This is a genomic window from Bacillus sp. AR2-1, from assembly GCF_008368755.1.
In the GTDB taxonomy this organism is placed as follows: Bacteria; Bacillota; Bacilli; order Bacillales; family Bacillaceae_G; genus Bacillus_A; species Bacillus_A wiedmannii.
Map to the genome: position 1 here is coordinate 31,374 of NZ_QORY01000043.1, position 21,472 is coordinate 52,845.

The 21,472-nt window shown below is 32.8% G+C and carries 27 protein-coding genes and 1 riboswitch; of the genes, 25 read left to right on the forward strand and 2 right to left on the reverse strand.

What is annotated here, in order from left to right; translation table 11 throughout:
* Positions 1 to 7 precede the first annotated feature (7 nt).
* The 5 genes from DT250_RS30525 (at position 8) to DT250_RS30545 (ending at position 5,199) form a co-directional block, all read left to right on the forward strand.
* Entirely contained in the window at positions 8 to 601 is a 594-nt protein-coding gene (locus DT250_RS30525; RefSeq protein WP_088063559.1) for a GNAT family N-acetyltransferase, read from the forward strand.
* A 368-nt stretch (positions 602 to 969) separates the two neighbouring features.
* A complete protein-coding gene (locus tag DT250_RS30530; RefSeq protein WP_149214314.1) occupies positions 970 to 1,470 on the forward strand; it encodes a DUF3267 domain-containing protein in 501 nt (166 codons plus the stop codon).
* A gap of 309 nt (positions 1,471 to 1,779) precedes the next feature.
* Positions 1,780 to 2,550, forward strand: coding sequence for an ABC transporter ATP-binding protein (locus DT250_RS30535; protein ID WP_088063561.1), 771 nt, complete (start codon positions 1,780 to 1,782; stop codon positions 2,548 to 2,550).
* Positions 2,525 to 4,459, forward strand: coding sequence for an ABC transporter permease (locus DT250_RS30540; protein ID WP_088063562.1), 1,935 nt, complete (start codon positions 2,525 to 2,527; stop codon positions 4,457 to 4,459). The genes DT250_RS30535 and DT250_RS30540 overlap by 26 nt, the downstream gene beginning before the upstream one ends.
* Before the next feature lie 68 nt (positions 4,460 to 4,527).
* A complete protein-coding gene (locus tag DT250_RS30545; protein ID WP_149214315.1) occupies positions 4,528 to 5,199 on the forward strand; it encodes a lipoprotein BA_5634 family protein in 672 nt (223 codons plus the stop codon).
* Positions 5,200 to 5,274: 75 nt separating this feature from the next.
* On the opposite strand, the gene DT250_RS30550 is transcribed toward DT250_RS30545, so the two are convergent.
* The gene (locus DT250_RS30550; RefSeq protein WP_048560973.1) at positions 5,275 to 5,616 is read right to left on the reverse strand and encodes a DUF3914 domain-containing protein; all 342 of its coding nucleotides are present in this window, start codon (positions 5,614 to 5,616) and stop codon (positions 5,275 to 5,277) included.
* A 267-nt stretch (positions 5,617 to 5,883) separates the two neighbouring features.
* Here DT250_RS30550 and DT250_RS30555 point away from each other — a divergent pair, with 267 nt between their 5' ends.
* The 10 genes from DT250_RS30555 to DT250_RS30590 all read left to right on the forward strand — a co-directional run bounded on the left by DT250_RS30555 (position 5,884) and on the right by DT250_RS30590 (position 14,624).
* Positions 5,884 to 7,125, forward strand: coding sequence for an esterase/lipase family protein (locus tag DT250_RS30555; protein WP_149214316.1), 1,242 nt, complete (start codon positions 5,884 to 5,886; stop codon positions 7,123 to 7,125).
* 87 nt (positions 7,126 to 7,212) lie between these two features.
* Positions 7,213 to 8,256 carry a homoserine dehydrogenase gene (locus DT250_RS30560; protein ID WP_088063565.1) on the forward strand — a complete coding sequence of 348 codons (1,044 nt, stop codon included), beginning with the start codon at positions 7,213 to 7,215 and terminating at the stop codon, positions 8,254 to 8,256.
* 160 nt (positions 8,257 to 8,416) lie between these two features.
* The gene (gene pdxR / locus DT250_RS30565) at positions 8,417 to 9,865 is read left to right on the forward strand and encodes a MocR-like pyridoxine biosynthesis transcription factor PdxR (RefSeq protein ID WP_046959518.1); all 1,449 of its coding nucleotides are present in this window, start codon (positions 8,417 to 8,419) and stop codon (positions 9,863 to 9,865) included.
* Between the two features lie 4 nt (positions 9,866 to 9,869).
* Positions 9,870 to 10,784 (forward strand): D-alanine--D-alanine ligase, encoded by a 915-nt coding sequence (gene ddlB, locus DT250_RS30570; protein ID WP_088063566.1) that lies wholly within the window; start codon positions 9,870 to 9,872, stop codon positions 10,782 to 10,784.
* Positions 10,785 to 10,856: 72 nt separating this feature from the next.
* Positions 10,857 to 10,962, forward strand: a riboswitch (TPP riboswitch).
* Positions 10,963 to 11,084: 122 nt separating this feature from the next.
* Positions 11,085 to 11,774 carry a thiaminase II gene (gene tenA / locus DT250_RS30575; protein ID WP_088063567.1) on the forward strand — a complete coding sequence of 230 codons (690 nt, stop codon included), beginning with the start codon at positions 11,085 to 11,087 and terminating at the stop codon, positions 11,772 to 11,774.
* A 278-nt stretch (positions 11,775 to 12,052) separates the two neighbouring features.
* Positions 12,053 to 12,394 (forward strand): heterocycloanthracin/sonorensin family bacteriocin, encoded by a 342-nt coding sequence (locus DT250_RS30580; RefSeq protein WP_098133536.1) that lies wholly within the window; start codon positions 12,053 to 12,055, stop codon positions 12,392 to 12,394.
* Between the two features lie 368 nt (positions 12,395 to 12,762).
* A complete protein-coding gene (locus DT250_RS30585) occupies positions 12,763 to 13,242 on the forward strand; it encodes a homoserine dehydrogenase (protein ID WP_179952881.1) in 480 nt (159 codons plus the stop codon).
* A 254-nt stretch (positions 13,243 to 13,496) separates the two neighbouring features.
* Positions 13,497 to 13,622, forward strand: coding sequence for a hypothetical protein (locus DT250_RS32480; protein WP_255258668.1), 126 nt, complete (start codon positions 13,497 to 13,499; stop codon positions 13,620 to 13,622).
* 619 nt (positions 13,623 to 14,241) lie between these two features.
* A complete protein-coding gene (locus DT250_RS31950) occupies positions 14,242 to 14,418 on the forward strand; it encodes a DUF6877 family protein (protein ID WP_179952882.1) in 177 nt (58 codons plus the stop codon).
* Complete coding sequence (locus tag DT250_RS30590; RefSeq protein WP_052760572.1) at positions 14,415 to 14,624, forward strand: hypothetical protein; 210 nt, start codon at positions 14,415 to 14,417, stop codon at positions 14,622 to 14,624. Before DT250_RS31950 ends, DT250_RS30590 begins: the two co-directional genes overlap by 4 nt.
* Before the next feature lie 498 nt (positions 14,625 to 15,122).
* On the opposite strand, the gene DT250_RS30595 is transcribed toward DT250_RS30590, so the two are convergent.
* On the reverse strand, positions 15,123 to 15,407 hold the full coding sequence (locus DT250_RS30595; RefSeq protein ID WP_001123250.1) for a DUF4183 domain-containing protein: 285 nt from the start codon (positions 15,405 to 15,407) through the stop codon (positions 15,123 to 15,125).
* Positions 15,408 to 15,617: 210 nt separating this feature from the next.
* Between DT250_RS30595 and DT250_RS31955 the strand changes: the two genes are divergently transcribed.
* The 10 genes from DT250_RS31955 to DT250_RS30640 all read left to right on the forward strand — a co-directional run bounded on the left by DT250_RS31955 (position 15,618) and on the right by DT250_RS30640 (position 21,331).
* Positions 15,618 to 15,767 carry a hypothetical protein gene (locus DT250_RS31955; protein ID WP_179952883.1) on the forward strand — a complete coding sequence of 50 codons (150 nt, stop codon included), beginning with the start codon at positions 15,618 to 15,620 and terminating at the stop codon, positions 15,765 to 15,767.
* 96 nt (positions 15,768 to 15,863) lie between these two features.
* Entirely contained in the window at positions 15,864 to 15,995 is a 132-nt protein-coding gene (locus DT250_RS32485) for a hypothetical protein (RefSeq protein ID WP_255258669.1), read from the forward strand.
* A gap of 217 nt (positions 15,996 to 16,212) precedes the next feature.
* Entirely contained in the window at positions 16,213 to 16,809 is a 597-nt protein-coding gene (locus tag DT250_RS30600) for a hypothetical protein (protein WP_000122592.1), read from the forward strand.
* Between the two features lie 554 nt (positions 16,810 to 17,363).
* Positions 17,364 to 17,516: a hypothetical protein gene (locus DT250_RS31960; protein WP_157639288.1), complete on the forward strand. Its 153-nt coding sequence runs from the start codon at positions 17,364 to 17,366 to the stop codon at positions 17,514 to 17,516.
* Positions 17,517 to 17,736: 220 nt separating this feature from the next.
* On the forward strand, positions 17,737 to 17,931 hold the full coding sequence (locus DT250_RS30605; protein WP_149214318.1) for a hypothetical protein: 195 nt from the start codon (positions 17,737 to 17,739) through the stop codon (positions 17,929 to 17,931).
* 879 nt (positions 17,932 to 18,810) lie between these two features.
* Positions 18,811 to 19,035 (forward strand): hypothetical protein, encoded by a 225-nt coding sequence (locus DT250_RS30620; protein WP_000390479.1) that lies wholly within the window; start codon positions 18,811 to 18,813, stop codon positions 19,033 to 19,035.
* Positions 19,036 to 19,110: 75 nt separating this feature from the next.
* The gene (locus DT250_RS30625) at positions 19,111 to 19,536 is read left to right on the forward strand and encodes a phage holin family protein (RefSeq protein ID WP_098816171.1); all 426 of its coding nucleotides are present in this window, start codon (positions 19,111 to 19,113) and stop codon (positions 19,534 to 19,536) included.
* An 82-nt stretch (positions 19,537 to 19,618) separates the two neighbouring features.
* On the forward strand, positions 19,619 to 20,125 hold the full coding sequence (locus DT250_RS30630; protein ID WP_088610337.1) for a YpiB family protein: 507 nt from the start codon (positions 19,619 to 19,621) through the stop codon (positions 20,123 to 20,125).
* A 15-nt stretch (positions 20,126 to 20,140) separates the two neighbouring features.
* A complete protein-coding gene (locus tag DT250_RS30635) occupies positions 20,141 to 20,587 on the forward strand; it encodes an MFS transporter (RefSeq protein WP_255450552.1) in 447 nt (148 codons plus the stop codon).
* A gap of 555 nt (positions 20,588 to 21,142) precedes the next feature.
* Positions 21,143 to 21,331 (forward strand): DUF1064 domain-containing protein, encoded by a 189-nt coding sequence (locus DT250_RS30640; RefSeq protein ID WP_149214319.1) that lies wholly within the window; start codon positions 21,143 to 21,145, stop codon positions 21,329 to 21,331.
* Positions 21,332 to 21,472: the final 141 nt, after the last annotated feature.

The following is a 21,472-nucleotide window of genomic DNA, read 5'->3' on the forward strand; positions in this document are numbered from 1 at the left end:
ATTAGACATGGGAGAAGAGGGTTTGACTAAGCTATTTAAAATAGATTGTGGTGATATATACCTACAAGAGTTTACGGTCAAAGATGCAGAAAGTATTTATAAAATAGCAAATCAACCGGACATAGAAAAGTTTTTACCGGACTGGAAATCAACGAAAGAACAACGAGTTAATTGGGTTACAAATTATGAAATACCAGAAAATAAAGCATTTCTTAATGCAGTGAGAACTACGACTAACATAGATGATCACATATTAAGACTAGGAATATTTAAGAAAACGACAAATGAATTTGTTGGATGGTGCTGCACAAGTATGAAAGATGAGCTTCCTGCACCGAATAGAGAAATTATGTATGCTGTTTCAAGTGAATATCATAATAATGGATATGCAACGAAAGCAACTAAAGGACTGATTGACTATTTGTTTAAAAATACAAATGTGGATGTCCTTAACGCAATTGCATTAATAAACAACGCACCATCAAATAAGGTCATTGAAAAATGTAGATTTACTTATTTGGGTCAACAGATGATAGAAAATCAAATTTATAATCATTATGTATTGAGTAAATCCGAATGGATAAAAAATAGCGCTCTTTAAAAGGAGCGAAAATGTAATGAAATCATTAAAAAGCTTAGAGCTAAAGTTCTAAGCTTTTTTGCATTGTGTGCTTTTCACCGAAAACAGATGTATTAAGTTGTACATGCAAGAACCATTTTATAAACAACATATTTGAAAAGGGATTTGGAATATTTTGTCGAAAGTGTTTATTTGTGAAAACACTAAATTTTCACTCTAATAATTCTGTAAATGAATTACCTTAAGCTTTAATAAAAGCATAAAGGAGTTTGTATCTAAAATTAACGGTTAAGTGTTAGTGGATTACATTTTTTAAAAGTATGAAATAGTTTAAACAAGGGAGGAGAAAGCTTATTATACTTTGGTTTCGTTACTTACCACAAATAAGTATGGATTTGTCAGAATGGACTCCTTTTATACAAAATGATTGGCACCGAAAATATTATATGAAGTTTGTATATGTACTTCAAATCATTATTTTTCTAATACCGTATTATTTTGGAGCAAGTTTCACTCATATTAATATATTTTATCTTATCATTTTAGGTATTTTAGTCTTCATCATTCATGAATATCTACACGTTATTGTTATAAATAAAATGGGGGATATTAGCTTAACTTGCAGCGGAATATTTTTTTGGCTAAATACAAATGCAATTCTATCCAAAACGCGTTTTTGGATCTTTATGAGTTTACCTATTATTGTACTATCGGTCATTCCTGGCATTATATCATCTTTTGTATCAGGCAATTTTAGGTCAATCTTATTATTTGTATGTTGGATAAACGCAATAATTTCTGCTTCAGACATATACAATTCTTTGTTAATTGCGATCAAACCGAAGCAATCAATTTTTTGTAGAGGGTATTATAAAGTGAAAAAGAATTAAAATGGTGACGCAAAAACATTTCAATTAAAAGCGTTAGTTAAAAATATAATTTTGGGAAGGAAAAGACCGATAAAGCAATCGGTCTTTTCTCATTTTTATAATAAAGGTTTGATATACAATTGTATTTCCTATCACTATACAATTATTATAAGATAGTTATGCGTTAATTTTAATTTGTATATAGTATTATTATCAGTTTTTTTAGAAATCTTACAAGCGTGTAAGATAAATGAAAGATGAATCAATATGAGCTATAAGAGAATTCATTTACACTCTATTGTGAGAAGTGCAAATGAAGGGAGAATAGAAATGGAAATTTTACATGCGAAAAATATTAGTAAAGTATATAAAGGGAAAATACCTTTTAAAGCATTAGTAGATATTGATTTATCGATTCAAGAAGGCGAATTTGTAGGGATTATGGGTCCATCTGGTAGCGGGAAAACTACATTATTAAATATGGTATCTACTATCGATTCTCCGTCCTCAGGAGAAATAGTAATAAACGGTACAAATCCTTTCCAGTTATCATCAGAAGATTTAGCTTTATTCCGTAGGAAACAATTAGGATTTGTTTTCCAATCATTTAATTTACTTAGCACGCTTACAGTGAAGGAAAATATCGTATTGCCGATGACATTAGATGGCGTTTCTGTGCAAGAAATGAACAAATGCGTACAAGAAATCGCAGAGAAATTAAATATTACAGATATATTGAATAAAAGAACGTTTGAAATATCAGGAGGCCAAGCTCAAAGAACAGCAATTGCTCGTGCAATTGTTCATAAGCCGCAATTATTACTCGCAGATGAACCAACAGGGAATTTAGATTCTAAATCTTCAAATGATGTAATGGAGATGTTAGATACTCTAAATAAGGAAGAAAAAGCTACGATGATGTTAGTGACTCATGATCCGTATGCAGCGAGTTTTTGCAGCCGAGTAATTTTTATTAAAGATGGTCAACTATATAACGAAATTTATCGTGGTGAAAGCAGGCAAGCATTTTATCAAAAGATTATGGATGTCCTTTCTTTGTTAGGAGGGAAAAGGCATGACTTTTCGTCAATTCGCATTTAATAATATTTTTCGTAATAAGCGTACATATGCTGCCCATTTTTTAAGTAGTGCATTTTCTATAATGATTTTCTTTACGTATGCTCTTTTATTATTCCATCCTGATTTACAGGGGGAGTTGAAATCGACAAGTAAAACAATAAGTACATTTGGTACATTAGGATTTGAAGTTTCTCAAGGTTTGATTTTTGTCTTTTCATTCTTCTTCATTCTATATTCAGTGAGTTCGTTTTTAAAAACGCGTAAGAAAGAATTTGGCATTTTAATGATGCAAGGTATGTCAATGAGACAGCTTAAGAAGTTATTGTTAATTGAAAATATGTTAATTGGACTTGGTTCAATTTGTATAGGGGTTCTTATTGGACTTATATTTTCTAAACTAGTTTTATTAATAAGTGCCAGTGTATTAATGATTAGTAACGGCTTACCTTTTTATATACCAGTAAAGGCGGTATTATTAACTGGCATCACGTTTCTATTCTTATTTTTAATTGTTTCGCTAGTTACTTTTAAAATGATAAAAGTAACAGAACTTGTGGAACTTATTCAAGCAGGGGAAAAGCCAAAGCCTGAACCGAAATCGTCAATTTTATTATCAATTTTTTCTTTATTTAGTATAGGATATGGCTATATTTTAGTATTTCGCTTTATCCCAAGTTATAGTTTTATTACGCTCGGAATGGGTGTTCTCCTAGTAATTATAGGAACGTACTTTTTATATACACAGTGTAGCGTTTATATATTGCATCTTGTGAAAAGGAGTGAATCTTTCTTTTTAAAGAGAACCAATATATTAACATTTTCAGAATTAATATACCGTATGAAAGATAATGCAACAATGTTTTTTATAGTATCTATTATTTCAGCAGTTGCTTTTACAGCAATTGGCACGACAGCAGCTCTTGGAAACAAAGATTTGGTAAGGATGACAAACCCGTATACATTTCTGTATACAGCTCCTGATAAAAATAAAATAACGGATAAACATCTCTCGATTATAAAAAAACATCTTGCTGATTCTAATATTCCATATCGAATGGCTTCCACTTCAGATATTTATACAGAAAGTAATGTAAATGTAATGAAGTTAAGTGAATATAACGAACTTGCGAGAGCACTCGGGTACCAACAAGAAACGATTGAAAAAGAAGATGAAATGTTATTAATCCCTGGAGTCGTATCACAAAAACAAGAGTTTAAAAATGGTGATTATAAAAAGAATATTGAAGTCATTCAAGGCGATTGGACAAAGACATTTCATGTGAAAAAAACTGTAGATAATTTAGTTTTGCCACACGATACGGAAGGGATTAATATTGCGATTCAAGATCATGTGTATGATGAAATTCCGCTTAATAGTAATCTAGATTTTGAAAATATTATTCAATATCGAACTTATGGATTTGTTGTAGATGATTGGATAAAAACGAAAGAGATTTCAAACCAATTAAGTGACATATTCGATCAAGATCCTAGAGACATACATTTTGAATTTAGAGCACTAACTATAGAGTTGTTAAGTGCAAAACAAACGAATGGGTTATTACTTATGGCAAGTGTTTTAGTTGGAATCGTCTTCTTTACTTTCGCTGCTAGTTTTATTTATTTCCGGTTATATACTGATTTGGACCGCGATCAGCAGCAATATAAGATGATTTCGAAAATGGGATTAAGTAAACGAGAGTTGAAAAAAGTTGTAACAAGACAATTAGTATTAATGTTCTTCTTACCGATTATAGTTGCAGTGATTCATACTGTGGTCGCTTATATGGCATTACAACAATTAGTCGATTTTTCTATTATGAATAGCTCTATCATAATTTTAATTTCATTTATATGTATACAAGTTTTATATTTCTTTATAACTCGTTGGCGTTACTTACAAAAGCTTTATAAAACTATGGAACAGTAGAGAATATCAGCAAGTAAGATTGTAGAAAAGCATGTAAAAAAACAATTTGAGTTATGAAAGGAACTGTGATGAAAAAACCACTCTCTATTTTCATATTAAGTATATTAATTTTAATAAGTTTAAGTGCATGCTCTAAAAATGAAAACAGATTTCCAGCTAACGGCGTATTAATCATTGGAGATGAGAATCATACTTCAACAATTATGAATCGTTATAAGGAAAATACGAAAGAACATGAAGTTTTTTCGGTGAAAACAGGTAGATTTGACCAAAAAAGGGTTTTGATATTAAATGCATCTACTGCAAAAGCGATGATTAAAGCAAAAATTTTTCGTAAAAGAGATCATTCATCTCATTCTAAACCTTTAGATACGTTACCGAGTTTTCCAAAAGAAAGTTCACTATTATTTATAAATGAAGAAGAAAAGAATATAAAAAGTATTGAAATAGAAGGAAAAGTGATACCAGTTACATATGATAGTGATGCTTGGCTTGGTAATAATCGAAATTATGGAACACTATGGTATGTAATTGTGGCGAGCAATAGTGTATATAAAGAAATACAGGCAAATGAAACAAAAATGCAACTTCTTCATCTGAAAGAATCTTTAGGTGACGAAAAACCTAAAATGTCGACAGATAATACATTGACTAATGAATATGTAAAAGTAAGAAAGTTAATTAAAGATTTTGAGGAAGAAGTATCAGTTCAATTTGTCACGATTGGAGAAAAATCATAAAAAAGAGTTCAAGGTTGATAGGAATTTTATCAGCCCTGAACTCTTTTTAATTTTAGACCATTTAGATAACATAGTTTACATTACTTCATTTAATCGCGTCTCGCTCGGTTCTTCAATCGCATTTGAATTTTGAACTGAATTATTTTGAGATTCTTTTTCCTTACGAGACCTTTGTAGCATTTCAAGTATGATCCATAAAGGAACACCTTTATCTTTTAACATCTTCCATAAATCTAATTCGTTAAATTTATGCTCAGGTTGTTTCATTTCTTTTTCAGATGAACGAATATCAAATTTGATGGGATCATTTGATTTTTTATCTTCAAGTTTAGTAGAAGAGATAGTATTATGCTCAAGATTAGATGGAGTTATTTTAGTAGGTTGAGATAACGTATGAATATTTAATCCGATTTGCATGCCTTTTCCTCCTCCTTAAGTAATAAAATTAGTTTTCTTATAATTATTAAAGCTATTTAATATAAGGAACCTATATTTAATTATAAATTTAAATAATTAGATTTACAAGTTATATTGTAAAAAGTAATTCCTCACTTGAATTAATATTTATCAACATTTGTGTATGTTTTCTCTATATACAATGTATATAAAATACTTTACATTATGTTTAAGTTAAGAACTCATTTTTAATAGGGAAATGTAAACGTTTTATTAGGGGGAGGAAGCATGGGGAAATTATTTTTAAAAATATGTTTATTCGCAATAGGGACTGTGTTTTTATTCGCAGCAAAAATAACTTACGCTGAAGAGAAACAACAAAATGATTATCCTATCATATTAGTGAATGGATTTGCTGGGTGGGGTAGAGAGGAAATGTTAGGGGTTAAATATTGGGGTGGTGTTCATGATATACAAGAAGATTTAAAAAGAAGTGGCTATACAGTACATACTGCTGCTGTTGGACCAGTTTCTAGTAACTGGGATCGTGCATGTGAATTATATGCGCAAATTAATGGAGGTACAGTAGACTACGGTGCCGCACATGCTGAGAAACATGGACATAATCGTTTTGGTAGAACTTATAGTGGTTTTGCACCGAATTGGAGTGAAACAAATAAAGTTCATTTAGTTGGGCATAGCATGGGCGGACAAACAATTAGAACATTAGTACAGCTATTAAAAGAAGGTAGTTTTGAAGAAAAAAATCATGTGAAAAATCATCCGAACACGAATATATCACCACTATTTGAGGGCAAGAAATCATATGTTCATAGTGTGACAACATTAGCAACTCCTCACAATGGCACGACACTTGCGGATGGTAGTCTTCTACTACCGTTCGTTAAAGATTTACTCATTACAGCTGCAAGTTTTGGAGGGAATAATAATTTATCGTTATATGATTTTAAATTGGATCAATGGGGGTTAAAAAAGAATACTGGAGAGTCTTTTTTCCAATATACTGATCGTATTGTAAATAGTTCACTTTGGGAAGATACAAAAGATATAAGTCAATGGGATTTAAGTACAGATGGTGCAAAGGAGCTTAATAATTGGGTAAAAACGCAATCAGATGTGTATTACTTATCATATAGTGGTCATGCATCACAAGCGGCACCTATAACAGGTTTACATCTACCTCATATAACGATGAATAAGGTGTTAATGGGTAATGCGTTTTTCTTAGGTTCCTATGCAAGATATGAAGAAAATCGACCATTAATTGATACTTCTTGGTGGCAAAATGACGGTGTAGTAAATACAAATTCTATGGTCGCGCCCTCATCTAATGCTATTGTAAATAGTAATGAGCATTTACAGATTGGGAAATGGAATCATATTGAAACAAAAGCAAATTGGGACCATCTCGATATGGTAGGACTTAGTGTTTCAGATACGTTAGGTTTTTCTAGCATTCAAGAGTTTTATAGAACAATTGCAGAAAAATTATCAAGATTACCGAAATAGGTAATAATAAAGCGCTCTCGATGGAATTCGAGGGCGCTTTATATTATATTGAAAGAGGGATATGGTAGAAAAATATGGGGGGATATTATGAAAGTTCAAGTTGTATTATCTGGATATGGGACAGTAGGAAGAGAGTTTATAAAATTATTAAATGAAAAATATTTATATATAAATGAATCATATGGAATAGATTTAGTGGTAAGCGCTGTATTAGGTAGAAATGTTGCAATACATAATGAGGATGGATTATCTATTCATCACTTATTAATGTATGGTGGCGGTAGCGCTGCAATTGAAGAATACATTGAACATCATCCAGAGGAACGAGCAACAACTAGCATAAGTGGAACTGTATTAGTAGAATCAACAGTTACAAACCTTAAAGATGGAAATCCAGGAAAACAATATATAAAACAAGCGATTGAGAACCATATGGATATTGTAGCAATTTCAAAAGGCGCACTCGTTACAAACTGGAGAGAAATAAATGAAGCAGCAAAAATCGCAAATGTACGAATTCGATATAGTGGTGCAACTGCGGCGGCATTACCGACACTTGATATTGGTCAATTTAGTTTAGCTGGTTGCCATATTGAAAAAATAGAAGGAATATTAAACGGGACTACAAATTATATCCTTTCGAAAATGAATGAGGAAGATATTACGTTTGAAGAAGCACTGAAAGAAGCGCAAAGTAAAGGAATTGCTGAAACGAACCCAATATTAGATGTAAGTGGTTCTGATAGTGCGTGTAAATTGTTACTTTTGACAAACAGTTTAATGGGAACAGAAAATACGCTTACTGATATACATATAAAGGGTATTGAACATGTTACAAAACAACAAATTCGAAATGCTAAAGAACAAAATAAATATATTAAATTAATAGCTTCAGCATATAAGGATAAGGATGGTAAAGTGGCTCTTCATGTGGAACCGTACGAAATAGATAAAGATCATCCACTAGCAAAAGTAAATGGAACAGAAAAAGGAATTACGTTCTTTACAGATACGATGGGGCAAGTTACTACAATTGGTGGTGCTTCCAATCCACGTGGGGCCGCAGCAGCAGCTTTAAAAGATGTAATTAACTTATACCGCAAAGATTTATCCCTTAGTAATAGGCAGTAAAATGCCTGTTACTAAGGGATAATAATCAGTGGGTGATAATCAGCCCCATTGATTAAAGTTCCACTTTATAAGACCGTACCGCCCTTTATAAAAAATACATATGTAGTGGACCTTTTGAGAATGAAATAAATATGCAAAAATGATTGCAGGGGGTAAGGAATTGTTTAAAGATTTTAAAGTTGTGAAAGATCGTCCCGTTTATATTCAATTGAAAGATTATTTGAAAAAGATGATTATGAAAGGTCATTTGCTCGGGGATCAAAAAATCCCTTCAACTAGGGAACTAAGTGAATTACTAAGTGTGAGCAGAAATACTGTACTCGCTGCTTATGCGGATTTAGAGCAAGAAGGACTCATTTATGCAGTTAAAGGGAAAGGGAATTTTGTAGCGAAGGTTGATATATCGAACACTTCGTCTGTTGAAATAGATTGGAAACATAAACTTAATACAGTTACCTTATTAGCGGATGAATTAGATTTAATGAAACATGGTGTTCGCTGGGAAAAAGGAATGATTGTTTTTAATAGCATTGCTCCGGACGAAAAGCTATTTGATGTGGAAAATTTCAAAAGAGCTTTTCTTACTCGTATGTCCATTGAAGGGGATGTCGTATTAAACTACGGATACGCAAAAGGTTATAGACCTTTAATGAATTATCTACTTCATTATATGGAAATGAAAGGTGTAGATATTTCGAACAAAGATATTTTAATTACAAATGGATTTACAGAAGGATTAGACATCGTGCTATCCTCGTTATCGAAGAAATCAGGGCGGGTTATTTGTGAGAATCCAACTCACCATGCTGCATTGAAGCTTTTCCGTTTACATGGACTTGAAGTTCACGGAATTAATATGAATGAAGATGGCATCGATACGAACGAAGTAGAAAAAAGTTTGCGTGAAAAAGAGTTTGATTTCGCATATTTAATTCCTTCCTATCATAATCCAACCGGTATTGTTACGAGTTCGGAGAAAAGAACGGAACTGATGAGATTATTCTCCAAATATAAGGTTCCTATTATAGAAGATGGATTTAATGAAGAGCTACGTTATTCAGGTTCACACTTAGCACCATTATTAACTTTTGCTGGCGCTGGTAATAATGTAATTTATATTAGTAGCTTTTCAAAGGTACTTTTCCCTGGTTTACGTGTAGGCTGGATCATCGCCGATAAAGAACTGATTCATCATTTAGAAAGTGTAAAAAGAGCAAGAACGATTCACACATCTACGTTAGATCAAGCTGTTCTATTTCAATATTTACATGAAGGATATTTTGAAAAATATTTAAAAAAGGCAAGATCAGTTTATAAGAAGAAATATGAATTAGCTGTTGGGGCGTGTAACGAGTACATTCCGTTTCAAAGAATGACCGGTGATGGTGGACTTCATTTATTTATAGAGTTAGAAGAAAAAATTCATGCCCGCACACTTTTACAAAAGTGTTATGAGCAAGGGGTTACATTTTCTCCAGGAGATGTTTTTTATTCTGATGGAGGAGGAGCGACTACTTTTCGATTAGGATTTTCACGTCTGAAAGAAGAAGAAATAGTTCGTGGAATCAAAATAATCGGTGATACAATAAAAACTGAAATTTGGAGTTGAGGAAATGAGAATTGGCGTTATTATGGGGGGAGTATCCTCTGAAAAACAAGTATCAATTATGACTGGAAATGAAATGATTGCAAATTTAGATAAAAATAAATATGAAATCGTACCAATTACGTTAAATGAAAAAATGGATTTAATCGAAAAAGCGAAAGACATTGATTTTGCGCTGCTTGCATTACACGGAAAATATGGAGAAGATGGGACGGTTCAAGGCACGCTTGAAAGTTTAGGTATTCCATATAGCGGGAGCAATATGTTATCTAGCGGTATATGTATGGACAAAAATATTTCGAAAAAGATTTTACGCTATGAAGGTATAGAAACACCCGATTGGATTGAACTTACAAAAATGGCGGATCTAAATCTTGATGAATTAGAGAAGTTAGGATTTCCGTTAGTGGTAAAACCAAACTCTGGTGGATCAAGTGTTGGGGTAAAGATTGTATATGATAAAGATGAATTAATTTCAATGCTGGAAACTGTGTTTGAATGGGATTCTGAAGTAGTAATAGAGAAGTATATAAAAGGTGATGAGATTACATGTTCAATTTTTGATGGAAAACAGTTACCTATTATTTCAATCCGACATGCAGCTGAGTTCTTTGATTACAATGCAAAATATGATGATGTTAGTACAATTGAAGAAGTTATCGAACTTCCAGGAGAATTGAAGGAACGTGTAAACAAAGCGTCACTGGCTTGTTATAAAGCATTGAAATGCAGCGTTTATGCAAGGGTGGATATGATGGTAAAGGACGGAATTCCATATGTAATGGAGGTTAATACATTACCAGGGATGACACAAGCAAGTTTACTACCGAAAAGTGCAGATGCAGCTGGTATTCATTATAGTAAACTATTAGATATGATTATTGAAACTTCATTAAAAGCAAGAAAAGAAGAAGGATTTTAAGAAGCGCTATCATGAATACTTTTGACAGTAACATGAAGTATGTTATGATGAATACAATACGAAAATTAAATATTTATCCACTAGGGGGGCCTATTATAGGCTGAGATCAAATGAGAATTTGAGACTCTTAGTACCTGATCTGGTTAATACTAGCGTAGGGAAGTGGGAAGACATTACTATTTTATGAATAAATACTGTCAATTTCACTTTCTTTACGTTTGTAAAGAAAGTTTTTTTATTTTACAGATTTAATAACTGTGGGTAAATACTTAAATTTTATACTTTATTGGAGGGATTTAAATGACATTTTCACAATCATTACGTCAAGAAGTAGATTCAATTTGGGAAGCTAGTTTTCATCACCCTTTTGTAAAACAACTTGGTGAAGGAACGTTAGATTTAGCTAGTTTTCGCTATTACGTACTTCAAGATTCATATTATTTGAGTCACTTCGCTAGAGTACAAACTTTAGGAGCTGCAAAAGCACTGGAATTAGAAACGACAGCTCGTATGGCACACCATGCTCAAAATACATACGAGGCGGAATTATCTTTACATGAGAACTTTGCGAAGAAACTAGGGATAACACAAGAAGAGAAAGATAATTTTATCCCTGCTCCAACTGCATACGCTTATACTTCACATATGTATCGTGCTGCGTATGAAGGACATTTAGGCGATATCATTGCAGCAATTTTACCTTGCTATTGGTTGTATTATGAAATTGGGGAGCGTTTAAAAGAATGTCAGCCAGAAGAGCCAATTTATAACGAATGGATTTCTGCTTATGGATCTGATTGGTTCCGTACATTAGTTGAAGAGCAAATTACACGGTTAGATACTATCGCTGAAAAAGTGACAAAGTCTGACCGGAAGCGAATGAAACAGCATTTTATTATTAGTAGTCAATATGAATATTCATTTTGGGAAATGGCTTATACTTTAGAAAAGTGGCCAGTGAATACAGAAGTAGAAGATGTCATTGGATAATGAGTAGGGGTATGGATAATACTTATGTATATGATTTCACAAAAGAAGTATCGCAAAAAGACGCATCAATCTAAGTGCGTCTTTTTTCAATTTATAAAAATGAGCCTATGGAAAAAATAACCTAAAAATAGGTATATGAACAAGGTGCATTATCTAGTGATAGGTCATATTTTGTAGGGGTACGTATTGAACTTAGTTTATAGCGCTATTTCTACTTAGATTTAACGAACAGAAATATAAGAAAGCATTGGAAAAGTTGAAGTTTATAAACGGAGGTAATGAAAATGAATAAGTTTCAACAAGAACTACAAGCGTTAAGCCTTAATGATTACCAATCTGGAAATATTGTGTATTGGGACCAACAAAACCAATATCCATATTACTATATTGAAGATGCTGCTCGTCGCTGTGGCGGTTGTGGTCGTTGTGGAGGTTGTGCAGGTCGCTGTGGTGGATTTCGTTGTGGTGGATTCCGTTGTATTGGTTGCTTCGGTTGTTTTGGTTGTGGAGGTTGTGGAGGTTGTGGCGGCTGTGGCGGCTGTGGTAGTTGTTCTAATTGTTTTAGTGGTTTTAATGGTACTACTGATACAACTGGTACTATTGTAACATATGAATATTGATAAGAGAAAAAAGGAATCCAATAGTGAAGTATTATATAATTTTTATTAAAGAATTTAATAAAAACACATGTAGCATTCAAGTGAAAGAATGATATTTAGATTTTTAGTTGTAAATCAAGATAAGATATATAAAGCAATGACTAGACTTAAAACCTAATCATTGCTTTTTTATATTTTTACCATCAAATAAGGAATCTGTTGCTTCTAGTTAGTGGGTAGCGAAAGCAATTATTACAACTATGTAAGATTAATGTAATGTTAATCGATAGTAAATGAAGATACTTGAGTGTATTTTAAATAAGATTTAAAAGTACTGTTTATTTTTAAAATATTGAGGTAAGTAAAATTCTATTAGGAAGTGTATTAAAATGATTGAACTTAAATCTATTATCCATTCGTACAAACTAAAGAGAAAAATAGCAAGGGATTTATACGGAAACAGAGATGAATTGACACTGTTATTAAATGAATTTAATAAAATGAAACACACAGTAACATGTGAAAAAAAGAAAAATAATATATTATCTCGTTTACAATTAATTTATCAACATATGAAATTAGATAAACGGTATCCTCTTCCAATTACTTTTAATAGTAAATTATTGGATCGATTAGAAAAAGAATCTCTTCATTCTATTGAGGAAGGTATAGCATGTCTACAATTAATTTTAGATATGAATTATGAGAAAATAAAACAATATGGATCGAGTACAAGTAGGTCATTTGTTCCATTATCGCAGTCTTCCATTTGTCTTGCTGATTGTATTTGCATAACTGGATTTGTATTAGGATTACTAGGTGCAATTACATTTGGGGGATTAGTTTTATCTGTATGTTCAATTACATAAAGGTTGATATTTGCAAGAAGGGCACCGACTTAAGGTGTTCTTTTTTAGTTTTATTGTAAAATTATTGTAAATGATAAATATTACATCATTCTTATCGCAACAAAGTAGTTCAGCCCCTAACGGTATGCGTCAAGGTGCTGAAATTTGAGAACCCTTCTTTAATAGATAAATATGATTATCAATCTCTTGCATTATAACACTAGGTTAATTAAATGAGAAACTTAATATTTATATGTAGTTATATAAGTGAGAATGTGAACAAATTTGAATGGGTTATTGCGATTCTAGAGATTGTAAAGCCATACATGGATGAAAAAGATTTTGAGCAAGTAATGTTTAAAACTGTAGTTCTTATGCAAGAGGAAATGGATATTAAATAAAATTGTTATTTCATTGTAAGTAAAAAGAGCACACATATAAGCATGCTCTTCGATAAGAAAGGTAGATCCCTATGAGCGGAGAGACTACATACAATATCGTATGTTCGTTTCTTTTAAATGTGAAGAAAAAGTCAACAAAAGGTCAACGTAAAGTCAATGAAAATTCAATAAAAATACTATTTGGTAAGTACATGTAAAAAAGAGCGCCTTGTAAAGGCACACTTTGTAAAGTTTTTTTCTACTGTCGTGTTTTTTTTATAGAGTTGAAAGCTATTATCCCACTTATAAAACTAGGCAGTAGGCTCCAAAAGAAGAACCCCTATCGACCAGTTACTAGGGTGACAGTTAAGAAAAGGAGTGGTACTAAAATAATCATTATAAAAGATATTCTTTGATATGGATTTATATAAAAACGCCCCTTTATAGATATATAGTAGTGTATTTATATTTACAATTCAGTAGCTTTGAAAGTTCATTATTTTTAGTAAAGATTTCACTTGGTCACAAATAAAAGAGCAGCTAGCAAAAGCTAACTGCTTTTATAAGAAAATCGGAGAAAGATAACCATGTGTCTAAAGTATTGACGGAATTTTGAGTTTTATTCAGGAGAGAGAAAGAAATGACATATTTAGAGCAAATAAATAAGCTTTCTTCACAATTACCTTTAGTAGTTCTTCAAGATATTCATAATCATGTAAGAGATTGGTTGGCAAGTGGTGGAGAAGAAAATGATTCGTATATTGATCAGAAATTACGATTCGCAGAAAATTATCTAAAGGCGAGAGGGACAGAATGAAATGCAAACATAAGTGGATTGACATGGAAGATGGAACAAATGACAAGTTCTGTGTGAAATGTAGCCAAAAGGTGAAACAAATGCAAATTGCATTACCTATAAGTATTTCTATTAGCGTTAGTGCAGCTTTACCAATGGCGAGGGAGAAAATGACTATAAACTCATATGGGAGTTTACAAGAATTTTATAAAGATGAAGGAGTTTAATAAAGAAAGAGGATTCGGAATTCAACCCTTGGGAAATGCAACAAAATAGTTATTTTAATAAAAGAAACCCCGATTGTTTGCGGGGCTTCTAAGGGTAATCGTCAAGTAATGAGGTAATCGACTAATTAACCATATCATGAGTTTTTTTGTAAATGTGTCCGAATAGATAAGGTCATCATTTTGAACAAAAACGCTATTTTATAAAAAAAGAGAAGCGCTTAATCAAGACGCTCCTCTTAATGCCAATATACAATAACTATTCCATTATAATGTATAAGCGTAAAATATTTAACAATTAGCTATGTGGTAAAAATTTCATTTTGTATTAGTTTAAAACTAAAAAAGAGCACCATATAAGTGCTCTTTTCAAGAGTGAGTATAAATACCAATCATCCTATAATAGTATATGCACCGCATTATGTAGTTGCTACTAAAATTAACTTCATTTTTTAAAATTAGAGGTTTCTTTTAATGAAACCTCTAAAAAGATAACTAAATTTACGTTATTGTAAATTCGATTGCGATAGGAGTTCCTCCATCTAGGACAGCTCCTCCTACAATAGTAGCAGCTGTAGTAGTCACACCAGTAATAGTATCCCCTGTTTGAATAACGCCATTAATATAAAGTGTTAAAAAAGCATAAGAAGCAGGGAATGTTGTTACAGCACCAGTGTCATCAGTGAAGTCTGTGTTAGCAAAAGTTAAATCTGCTCCAGCGACAGTCCCTGTTGCTGCTGTACTTACAAATCGTCTTCCAGCTATAAAGGGCTTAACGATAGGCATTTATGTTCACCTCTTTTTTGAGAATAAACTCAGACAAGTTTTTTGAAAGTCTTGTCCTGTATTTTATTCTATGTTGTGCTTCTTTTAAAAGATACGGCTTGTATACTAGTAAAAAATTATAATTATTATGTGTTTAATAGATGCTGTATAAATTTAAACAAAATAATTCGTTTATAAGTGAGTAGATCGAACGGAGGGGAACCGTATCGTATGAATCAATTGTCATTTTTTAAAGACATCGATGAAAAGGAGATGCATAGACTTGTGGTGAAGGAGCTGAAAAACTACAAAGCATTGTGCGTCCGGATGAAAAATCAAGAAGAACTGGCTCGAGCGGGGGGGCATCGTTCTTTTTCCTAAAATGAAAGGTGACGAAAAGAATCATGAGATACGTGTTAAACAAATTGAACGGACGTTGTAACATCTCTTGATGAAGAGGAACGTAGGATAATTGAAATGAAGTACTTAGGGAATCGAAAGGTTAAAGATTCGTTTGTGTACAACGAATTAATGATAAAGCGTGATCCGTTTTATCAGAAGGAAAAAAGTGATATTCAGTTGATAGCTACAGCTGTGGGGATTATATAAACTTAGTTTTGAGGTATCGGAAATGGGATTCTAATATTTTGTAATGTTGTATAGATTGGTTAAGATGAGGTTGTTCCGCTTTACATGTTATATTATTTCCCTGCCCTGCCAATTGGTAGGGTTTTTTAATTCTATTAAAAATAATAATAGCTCGTCCAAACCTTTTCAATCTATCTTACATAGTATGTAGTAATAAATTTAAAAGGGGGAAACTAGTATGTCTTATTCCTACTATGATCATTGTAAGGATAACAAAAAGAAATATCATGATTGTCATAAAAGTAGTAAGAGTTATGACAAATGTGATAAAAAACATGATGAAAAGCCTTGGGTTAATGTAAAAGTGAATTGTTGTTCTGATGATAACCAATACAATCTTGTAAGAGCATCTGCTTTTAGAGCTGTGAGCACAGTTAATCAGATTGTGCCAGCAAATACTTTTGTAAAAGTCTTATTCCAAAATGAACAATTTGATTTAGCAAATGAATATAACCCTGCAACATCCATTTTTATACCAAAGACAAGAGGTGTTTATTCTGTTATTGGAACAATTGCGTTCATTCCCAATAATCTAAACGTAAACTATAGAGCGCGGGTAGAAATTCGAGTTAATGGAAATCCAGCAATTGCAATAGATAATGATTTTTTTGGTCCAATAAACTTTGCTAATGTTGTTGCCGTTTCATCAATAATTCAATTGAATGCTGGGGATGTAGTCGAGGTTTTTGCACAAAGTAGCGTAGCTGGAGTTATCTCTACTGTAGAAAATAGTACGCATTTTGAAGCTGCAAGATTTCCGTCTCCAACAGAATAAGTGATATGAAATCCATCAGTAATCTTATCTAAGTAAAGTCACTAATTTATATTTGACCTGCATAAATGCAGGGCTTTTTTTCGATAAAAAGGGAACGTTTCCGGGGATTTCTCAAAACAGAATCAATATTACTCTATATCTATACAGTTCTTTGAAAGAAGAATAGTGTGGGGATAGCGTAGCCCCTTTATCAAAACGTTACCGGAGAACGGGCAAGGGCGGTAAGAATCCGCAAGAAGGACGAAAAGACCAATTGAATTTATATAGTCAGCCACGATGTGTGAGTGTCGTGGCTTTTGTGTTTCTTATTGAGCCTGGTATATTTGCTGGGTTGATTGGTGATATAAACGTTTGATATACAGGTGCTTTAATTATATATAGGGGATTGCTCTTTTTCGTTTGCCCCTTTACATATATTGAAGAGTGTAGGACAGGCTCACTCGCTTGTATCTACCTTATTTCAATACTCATAAGAAACTCTTTATCACATTAAGAGCATCTACTGGCGCAGGTGCTCTCTTTTTATTGAACAAAATGGGGGAGGGTTGTTATAAATGATAGGGCTTAATCCACTCCATGAATGGTGGAAGATGAGTAGTTACACAAAATGGTATCACTACTTCTGGTTGACGCCAATAATTGCAGTGTTTCTCGGAATAGCTTGGGTAGTTTTAACAATCGTTGATTCTGTTTTATTTAAGAAATAGGAATGATGCCGAATGATAAGACCAATATCAATTATCGTAGACGCTGCCATGATCTGGTTGGTGTCTTGTTTGTTGTTAAGGAAAGATAAGGAGCGAGGCAGACTTGCAAATTGGAATATTATTAGTGTAAAACAAAAAACATAGGCTAGTAAACAAGCTGTTTTCAACTTTTATTCATAGAATATGATGAATTCTATTTTTAGAGGAGGGAATCATATCTATGAGATGCAACAATAATTTTGGACATTCTCGAGATTGCAATAGATTTTGGGATGATTTAGTATTTTGCGGATGCGGTCGTAGACGCAGAAGAAACGATTTTAACGACTGTCATTGTAGACGTGACTGCGATTGTGATGAGTGTCGTCGCAGACGTAATCATGACCGTGATCGTGATGATCGTCGAGATTGGTAAAGCCTTTTAAAAGAGTGCATATCTTTATAGCACTCTTTTTTATTAAGATTTTTAATACTTAATAATTTGAAAGGCGCAGTCTCAATTGGATTTAGCGTTTAACAAAACAAACGAACGAAAAAGAAAAGTAAGAATCAAATGATTCCTGCTAGGTGGAGATATAAGATGGATAATCCGATAGTGCTAATAAATTCTGGTGAAATGTAAAAATCTGATTTAAATCCGTTTGGTGTTTTGATTTTAAGGTTCATGTCCCGACTCCCTTAGCTCTTTTTTATCTTACATTGCTATATACAAACCAAAAGGAAGTTCGTAACAAATAAACGAGAAATATTTTTAAATAAAATTTATTTAGCAATCAGCATAAGTAGTGAACTCATGAAAATATAAAAACTTGAACGTGAGGTGACAGGTGAAATGTAGATGGCGAGACAGCGTAGTCCAGACCGCGATAAAGTATTTGGCTTAGTTACATAAAATAGAAGATATGAGTAAGTGAAGAAACGGCATAAAAAGAAGCGTAATTCGTCAAAGGAACATAATGATCCATTACCATCAAGTTAAGAAATTTATTGTTTCCGATTAATAGTAACGTTTTTATGTGATTGTTATTGATTTTAAAAAATAAAAAATCGCCTTATTTAAAGGCGATTCATAATTTATTTATAAGAGATTACATTAATAAACAACAAGATAGCAACGTTAGAAGAGTTAGTTCGAAAATTAATAAATGAGAAATCAGAGCAGCCGTAAGCTGTTTTTATTTTGCACAAAATACGGATTTTGTATGGGATTTCCTGCGATAAATTCACCATGAATAAGGTTGTCTCATATCATGTAAAGATTGCTTTATTAAGATGATAAAAGGATGTGAACGTATTGGAAGATGTTTATGTGAAAATTGATAGTTTAAAAGCAGAACAAAAAGAAATCATGCGAGATATTCGTAATTTAGAAACCCGCACAACAATTAATGAGAAAGACATAGCAACAATTAATAAGCAATTAGAAAAGATTAGCATGAATACAACTTGGATTTTGCGAATTATTATTAGCGCAATCACTATGTCAGTTTTGGGTTTAATATTAAAAGGGATGATTTAAAATATAAAAATAAAAGTACTTATTAAGAGAGGGACAAGCGTCTCTCTTTTTTTATTATAAATAAGGAGTGAAAAGATGGATCGTATGGATGTATTACTGAAAGCATTTATAGTTTTATTCGGTGGCTTCTGCGGATACTTTTTGGGAGGACGGGATACAACGTTGAAAGTTCTTGTTATTATGGCAGCAATTGACTATATTACCGGTGTATTCGCAGCAGGAATTAATGGAGAGTTAAAAAGTAAAGTTGGTTTTAAAGGCATCGCCAAAAAGGTGGTGCTTTTTCTTTTGGTCGCAGCAGCCACTCAAGATGATGCAATTATGGGAACAAACAGTGTAATTCGTGAAGCAACGATTTTCTTTTTCATCGGGAATGAATTGCTTTCATTGTTAGTAAATGCTGGTCGTATTGGAATCACTTTACCTTCAGCTCTAACCAATGCGGTTGAAATTTTAGATGGGAAACAAAAACAAGCGGAGAAAAAAGGAGTGGATCAATAATGGGACAAATAAGCAGCAACGCAAAAAGAAAATTGGAATGCTTGGATAGAAAAATTTGAAGGATGGAAAAGGGGGTTACTGCATGAGCATCGTGTCGGTTGAGAAAAAGCGTGAATTTATTGAATGGTTCAAAGAGCATTACAAAATGAAGTGGAGAGAGTGCCTTTGGATTTTGGAATATTTACTGAAAAATGAAGGGGCATTAAAAAGGGTTCATTTTGTAGAACGAGTTAAATTCGATAAACCAATTTCATTGTTTATGTCTACGCAATGCACAAAAACAGTACCATTTAAATTTTATAAAAACAATTTAGTTTCTGATGATCCAGACAAAGCTTTTGATCAGATCCGTTTTAATCAAAAAGAAACAATTTTTATTGAATTAAACTTCGCTGATAAATTCAGATATCCGTTATTCATTGAGGTATTAGAAGGTGAAGTATCTGATGAAACAGATATACCTTTTACTGAAAGATTGGAACTAGCACAGGTAGTTAATGATTTAGAAAAACTCGCCAAAGCACAACTTATCGATCATGCACTAGACACAAGAAACGAAGAATTGTTCCGTAAGTTGATTGCGAATTAAGGGAGAGGTGGAAGAATGGTGGTCCTTTACAAATTCAAACTCACAACTATTTTCGAACATTGGCCAAATGAAGAATTTGTAGTAGCGGAAACGGAAGGAAAAGCAAGATTCCTGTACTGGCAGAAGTTCAGAACAAGATTTCTAACAATGCCAATGGTTGAATTTATGAAGTTTGTAAAGTGCGAGAATGAAGGCGTTTTTGATATCAAGCGCATGTACAGCGCAGAGAAAGCTTTCAAGAGAATGCAGAATTATCGCAACCTGCATTTCGCTTACATGGGTATGCGAGTAAATATAGCTGGCATGTGGGGTACGATCGTCGGAAACTGGAAAACTCATTTGTTCGTTTTGTTCGATGGAGAAATTGAGAAGCACAACTGTCATCCTTTTTGGGAAATTGCTTACTACGATGATGAGGGGAAAGTGGTGCAAAACTACCAAAAAGGAGAGTATGCGGTATAAGTAAAAAAGGACGAGCAGTCGTACCTGCCGTCCTTTATAGGAGAAAAATTATTCTGGATTAGAACTACGAATAACCAGAAAACGCGCTTTAAAACAGTGTTGTCAAAGATGTAATAATCTATGCAACAAAAAGCTTAGTCGGAATTCAAAACACCAAATGGCTTGCATTGGCAACAGGCTCAAAAGTAGTATATGTAAAATGAAAAATTCCATACAAAAAGCAGACAACATTTTCGGTTGTCTGCCAGTTAGTCGAATGAGTTAGCTAATTGTGATAAATTGCATTCCCATTGCGAGAAGAGTGAAGCTGCTAGTTCAAACAGCTTGTTGGTATTATTTTCGATATTTTTAAAAATATACAGTAAGAATTAGAAAAGTGATGAACCAATCTGCCTCTTACTGTAAAAGAAGGAAGTACCAGCCGTGGAGTAAGCGGCTTGAAAATAGTATGTATTGATTTTTGAAAAATATTCAAGGGGTGAAGAAACATGGAATGTGCACAAAATACTGTATATAAAATCACTCAGTTAATTAGTGAAGCGAAAGAGAAAAGTTATGAGTAAATATAACAATAAAAAAGTTAAACTAGACGGTCATGTATTTGATAGTAAAGCTGAAGCCGATTATTACTCCGGATTAAAAATACGGCAAGCTGCAGGTGAAATTACCAGCTTTGAATTACAGCCAAGATTCACTTTGCAGCCAGTATTTATAAAGAACGGCAAAAAATATCAAGCAATGTGAAGGCTCTATTTCAGATGCTTCAGCTTCACGCCATACGCTTCTGGGAATTTCAGGTGATACACTTACTAGTCAATCCTCTATTATTTGACGCCAATCGAATAATAGAGTTCGTTTTTATTTAGTTTAAACAATTCTGTTTCT